5 protein-coding genes are annotated in these 5,696 nt (G+C 70.2%); 2 read left to right on the top strand and 3 right to left on the bottom strand.

The features are described 5' to 3' along the window. Nucleotides 1–545: 545 nt before the first annotated feature. The gene (locus RBH18_RS42845) at nt 546–1,079 is read left to right on the top strand and encodes a hypothetical protein (RefSeq protein ID WP_306216265.1); all 534 of its coding nucleotides are present in this window, start codon (nt 546–548) and stop codon (nt 1,077–1,079) included. A gap of 197 nt (nt 1,080–1,276) precedes the next feature. Here RBH18_RS42845 and RBH18_RS42840 read toward each other — a convergent pair whose 3' ends face one another. Genes RBH18_RS42840 through RBH18_RS42830 form a run of 3 tightly spaced genes read right to left on the bottom strand, consistent with a single transcriptional unit; the run spans nt 1,277 to nt 5,270 of the window. Then, nucleotides 1,277–2,662 carry an FAD-binding oxidoreductase gene (locus RBH18_RS42840; protein ID WP_306216264.1) on the bottom strand — a complete coding sequence of 462 codons (1,386 nt, stop codon included), beginning with the start codon at nt 2,660–2,662 and terminating at the stop codon, nt 1,277–1,279. Next, nucleotides 2,659–3,462, bottom strand: a complete 804-nt coding sequence (locus tag RBH18_RS42835) for an alpha/beta fold hydrolase (RefSeq protein WP_306216263.1) — start codon at nt 3,460–3,462, stop codon at nt 2,659–2,661. Before RBH18_RS42835 ends, RBH18_RS42840 begins: the two co-directional genes overlap by 4 nt. 26 nt (nt 3,463–3,488) lie before the next feature. Next, complete coding sequence (locus tag RBH18_RS42830; protein ID WP_306216262.1) at nt 3,489–5,270, bottom strand: LamG-like jellyroll fold domain-containing protein; 1,782 nt, start codon at nt 5,268–5,270, stop codon at nt 3,489–3,491. Nucleotides 5,271–5,413: 143 nt separating this feature from the next. Between RBH18_RS42830 and RBH18_RS42825 the strand changes: the two genes are divergently transcribed. Beyond that, nucleotides 5,414–5,696: glycosyltransferase (locus tag RBH18_RS42825; protein WP_306216261.1), on the top strand; the 283-nt coding region annotated here is incomplete at its 3' end.

Below are 5,696 nucleotides of genomic sequence, written 5' to 3'. Positions count from 1 at the left end.
ACAGGCTCGGGGACGGGCGTTTCTGCATTTCTTGCGCACGGCGCGACGGAGGAGCTGACCGGTCCGGTCACCCGCATCCGCGTAACCGCTGCGACACGGACGAGACCCGCTACGGCACCGATGGCCGATCGTCGCTTTTGGGAGCTCTCCGGCGGCGGCGACGGCACGAGGACAGCGGCTTGCTGGGGAAGTGGCCGTCGGGGCGGCGGGCTGGTGGGTGGCGGGCTCGTGTAGGGCGGTCGGGGCTCGGGTAATTGGTCGCCATGATTGTTCGGGTGCTGCGGGCGGGTGCGGTGGCTGTGCTGCTTGCGGTGGCCGGGTGCTCGGGGGTTGATGATGGGGGACGGGACTACAACCCGGATCATCAGCCTCGGTATGTGCTGCCTGAGCGGGACGGGACTTCGCCGGCGGACGGCTGGTCGGGGGAACAGCCTCGGGTGGGGGAAGCTGGGCCCGGCGAGCCGGATCATGAGGTTCGCGGCGGGTCTGGTTATGCGCGGGCTGCTTCGGTCTTTCAGCTGGTGAGTGGGGCTGATGTTGTTCGGGTGAGCGTGGCTGACCTGGGCGGGGATCTTGTTGCTGTGTCGACGCCCGGCGACTCGAAGGTGGCGCCCGCGGTGGAGGTGCGGGGAAACACCGTGGTCGCGGGGTTGCGGCAGACTTCTTCTGGCGGGGCGGCGCTGGTGACGGTGCTGCTGGCGAAGGATGTTCGGTGGCAGGTGCGGCTCGGTGGTGGCGCCGGGGATCAGGCGGTTGATCTGACTGGCGGGTCGGCTGGTGGGGATGTTGAGTTTCTTGCGGGAACCAGCCGGGCCGAGGTGGCTCTGCCCGCGGCTTCGGGGACGCAAAAGGTTGTGCTGGCCGGTGGGGCGAGTCTGTTGACCGTGCGTCTCGGGGGAGACGCGCCGGTCCGGGTGAGTGCGCACAACGGGGCCGGCGATGTGATTATCGGCGGGCAGTCGCACGACGGGGTTTCGGGTGGGAGTGTGTTCGCCGATCCGGGGTGGGACTCCGCGGGGAACAGGTTCGATGTCGATGCCACTTCCGGCGTTTCCGGGATCACCGTCGAACGCAATTGATTGATCGGCTCGGCCGGCGATCTGCCGCGACAGCTGGACCTGCCGCGGCTGAGCCCACGACTTGACGACGCCCGAGAATCGAAGGCGGCGACAGGATCGAAGGCCGCGTGAACGATCGAAGGCCGCGTGAACGATCGACAGCCGCGTGAGCGATCGACGGCCGCGACGATCGGACGCGGAAGGGGCAGGCCGAGGGGTCAGGCGTTCGGGTCGCCGAGGATTTTGCCGGGGTTGAAGAGGTTGCGGGGATCGAGGGCGTCCTTGACGGCCTGCTGCATTGCCAGGACCGCGGGTTGCTGTTCCTGGCGGAGGCCGCGGCGCTTGAGGAGGCCGACGCCGTGTTCGGCGGTGACGGTGCCGCCCAGGGCGATCGCGGACTGGAGCATCTCCTCGAAGGCGGCCTGAGCGGCAGCCCGGGCAGCGGGATCGTTCGCGGGCACGCGCAGCAGCGGGTGGAGGTTGCCGTCGCCGGCATGGGCCAGGGTGGCGATGGACACCTGGTGGCGGGCGGCGATCTCCTCGATGGCGGCGAGCATGGCCGGGACCTCGGAGCGGGGGACGCACACGTCCTCGGTGAGGACCGGGCCGAGGCGTTCGAGGGCGGGATAGGCGAGGCGCCGGGCGGAGAAGAGGGCCTCGGCCTCGAATTCGTCGGTGGACTGTTCGGCCCACTCGGCGCCGGCGTCGCGGAAGGCCGTGGCCAGGGCGCCGGCTTCGTCGTCGCCGGCGCGGCCCGGGGTGTCGACCTGGGCGAGCAGCAGGGCTTCGGCGGTGGCGGAGAGGCCGAGGTGCTTCCAGTCCTCGACGGCTTGGAGGCAGGCCTTGTCGAGGAGTTCGAGCGCGGTGGGCAGCAGGCCGCGGCGGGTGCTCGTGACGACCGCGTTGCCCGCGGCGACGATGCTGGGAAAGGCGCCGACCACCGTACGCGGTGCAGCCGTGCGAGCCGCCCGGAGCCGCAGCGTCACCTCGGTGACGACACCGAGCGTGCCTTCGGAGCCGACGAGCAGGCCGACGAGGTCGTAGCCGGCGACGCCTTTCGTGGTGCGGTGGCCGACTCGGACGGCCGTACCGTAATCGCCTGCGGGACCGCCCACGACGGCCTCGAGTCCCAGCACGTAGTCGCGGGTGACGCCGTATTTGAGGCAGCACAGCCCGCCGGCGTTGGTGGCGACGTTGCCGCCGATCGTGGACCAGGGGGCGCTGGCGGGGTCGGGCGGGTACCAGAGGCCGTGCTCGGCGACGGCGGCCTTGAGGTCGTTGTTGACGACGCCGGGCTGGACGACGGCGATCTGGTTGTCGACGTCGATTGTCAGGATCTTGTTCATCTTCGAGAGGTCGAGGATCAGGCAGCCGTCGACCGCGTTGGCGCCGCCGGAGAGCCCGGTGCCGGCGCCGCGCGTGACGACCGGGATGCCCTGAGCAGCGCAGGCGCGGACCACCTCCTGGACCTCGGCGGTGGAGCGCGGACGCACGGCGGCGACAGCCTTGCCGATCGGGGCCCATTCGGCGTCGTCGTGGCTGAGCGAGGCGAGGACGTCCGCGTCGGTGACGAGCTCGAGGTGGCTGAGGCGCGGGAGGGTCATGCGAGGCTCTTCAGGAAGGTGACGAGGGCTTCGTTGACGGCGTCGGCCTGGTCGAGGTTCATGGCGTGGCCGCAGTCGTCGATGATCTCGGCCGTGGCCAGCTCGTTGAGGTCGGCGGCCGCCGTCGCGTGGGTCCACGGCCAGAACTGACTGTCGCGCCCGGCGAGGAACAGCGACGGTACGGCGATTCGCGCCACCACGTCCCGCCAGTCCTGACCCGCGTGGTCCTGCATCAGCGCTTGCATGGCCCGCCGGCTCGAGCGCCGCGGCGGATGACCGAGGGCTTCGACGAGCCGGGCGAGCCCTGCGGCCGTACGCGAAGGGTGGCCGGGGTGGCCCGTGTCCGGCTGGCGGCCGGCGAAGTAGGTGCCGAGGTTCGCCGGCGTCAGGCCGTAGAAGCCGTGCGTCCAGTCGTCGTCGTTGAGCATGCGCGGGGTCTGGTCGACCGAGACCACGCCGCGCAGCCGGTCGCCGCCGAAGAGATCGTGGTACGCCCAGATGGTGCTGGCGCCCATCGAGCCGCCGACCAGGACGACGTCGCGCAGGTCGAGCATCGTGAGAAAGTCGTGCAGGTCCTTGCCGTGGCGGGACATGCGCCAGCCGTACGCCGGGGTGGCCGAGAAGCCGTGCCCGCGCCGGTCGAGGGCGAGCACCCGGTGGCCGGCCGCGAGCAGGGCACGACGCTGCAGCTCCCACGTCTCCGCCGAGGCGGCGAACCCGGCGATCAGCAGGACCGCGGGGCCGGAACCTGCATCCGTGTAGTGCAGGGACACGCCGTCGCTGGTGAGGAACGTCGACATGTCCCCGAATCTACGTCGTGGATCTGTCAGGCGCGCAGGAACTGTTGCGGGGTCAGGGCGCGGCCGGTGATGCGCACGTCACCCATGTAGCCGTAGAAGCCCTGGCCGTAGCCGAGGTCGTACGACTGGGCGCCCAGCACGAACGGGCGGCCGAGCGTGGCGATGCCGTGGGACGGCTGGGACGGGTTGCGGGCGATCTTCGAGCCGTCGATGTAGACGAGCGTGCGGCGGCCGTTGTTGACCACTGCCACGTGCATCCAGCGACCCACGGGGAGGGCGTGGCTCCACGAGGTGGGGCTGGCGTCCTCGACGTGCGGGTAGACGACGTACTGGAGGAAGCGCTCGCCCGACAGGCTCATGCTGCACGTGGGTTCGAGCGGGTCGTAGCCGTTGGTCTTGCCCGCGTCGCGCATGCGGCCTTCCCAGTTGAAGACGCCCATCCACGAGTGGTCGCCCTCGAACGGCTCGGGCAGCTTGAGGAAGAGCTCGATGGTGTAGCCGCCGAGGAACTTCATGCTGTTCAGCGGCGCGCTGTCGCCCGTACGGAGGAGGGCTCCCCGGTTGGGGTCCTTGCCGCCGTCGAAGAAGAGGCTGGCGTGCGCGGGCTGCCCCACGTGGTGCTCCGGAGACAGGGTGAGGACGTCCTCGGGGCTGCCGGCCAGGCGGCGTACGGTCAGATCGTTGCCGTGTCGCGAAAGGTCTCGCACCACCGAGCCGTCGGCGACCGACGACAGGCCGTCGAAGCGCCAGTAGGCGACCGTGTCCTTGCTCACGACGGCCGAGGCCGGGCGCGGGGCCGGGAGCACCGGCGGGTCGAAGGCCGCGAACCGCTCGGTGAAGCCGATCTCGAGGCTGAAGCGGTCCGTGGGACCGGTGAGCTCAAGGGTCTCCGCCTCGAGCGGCGTGCGGTCCGCCTCCTTCCTGGCGAGGAACCACGGCGAGAACGTCTCGACGTCGATGGTGTTGCGCGCCAGGTCGAAGTTGTAGAGGCGGATCATCGCCGCGCCGCCGTAATAGCGGTCCTGGTAGTTCGTGATGTGCACGTGGACGTCGTGGCCGGCGTCGTTCTTCAGGACCGTGCGGCCGGGCGGCCAATAGTGCCCGTTGAGCGTCAGGAAGACCTGGTCGTGCTTGCGGATCAGCTTGTCCCACATGCGCTGGCCGTTGGCGGAGAGCGACGCGACGCCGGCGTCGTCGCTGTACGCGAGGTCGTGCGTGGTGACGATCGCGGGCACGGTCTTGTTCTTGGTGAGAATGCCCTCGGCCCACGCGATGCCGGCGTCGGAAATGCGCCAGTCGAGGGCGAGGATCAGCCACTTGCGGCCGCCGGCGGAGAGCAGGTGGGCGCTGTTGTAACCGTCGGGCGAGGCGCCGAGGAAAGTGCGCGACTTCGTGAAGCGGGAAGGACCGAAGGCCTTCAGGTACGGGGTGCTGCCGCGCTGGTCGTCGCCGCTGACGTCGTGGTTGCCACCGAGGACGCTGTAAGGGAGCTTGCCGTCGATCTTCTTGAACGTCTCGCTGGCCAGCTCGATCTCGGCGGCCGTCCCGTGCTCGGTCACGTCGCCGAGGTGGGTCATGAAGACCACTTCCCGCTCCTCGGTGAGGTAGCGGAACGTCTCGCGCAACGGCGCCGGGTCGGCACTGTCGGCGTCGAAGAGGTACTGGGTGTCGGGCAGCACCGCGAGCGCGAAGCGGGTGTCATCGTTGTCACCGGTCTTGGCGGTGGCCTCAGCAGCGGCGGCGGGAAGGGTCACGGCGGCCGCGATGGGGGCGGCAACAGCCGCTCGGAGAATGTTACGTCGATCCACGGCGGTCACTCTGGCCCCGCGTGGGCAACGGCCGGGAGACGTCAAGCAAACCGCACGCGAACAGCACTCTTGTCGTCGCGAGTTCCCTTTCCGGTCATAATCGCGTTCTCCGCCGGGCGCGTCGCGCCCCGCATTCTCAGCGCATGCGCATCGCCCTGGTGACGGAGTCCTTCCTGCCGGACGTCAACGGGGTCGCCCACTCGGTGGTGCGGGCGGCCGAACATCTCATGCGACGCGGCCACGAGCCGCTCGTCATCGCACCCCAGCCCCCGGGACGCCGGTGTCCCGTCGACCTGCCCTATCCGGTCGTCCGGATCGCCTCGCTGCGGATGCCCGGGTATCCGCAGATCCGGCTCGGGCTGCCGACCACGTCCATCGCCGCGGCGCTGCGGGCGCACGGGACCGACGTCGTGCACCTGGCCAGCC

Source organism: Actinoplanes oryzae (assembly GCF_030757795.1).
In the GTDB taxonomy this organism is placed as follows: Bacteria; Actinomycetota; Actinomycetes; order Mycobacteriales; family Micromonosporaceae; genus Actinoplanes.
This window is presented reverse-complemented; position numbering and strand designations above follow the sequence as displayed.

Coding starts and splice junctions, on each gene's coding strand:
- RBH18_RS42840 (WP_306216264.1), bottom strand. CDS start 2,662: ATGACCCTCCCGCGCCTCAGCCACCTCGAGCTCGTCACCGACGCGGAC.
- RBH18_RS42835 (WP_306216263.1), bottom strand. CDS start 3,462: ATGTCGACGTTCCTCACCAGCGACGGCGTGTCCCTGCACTACACGGAT.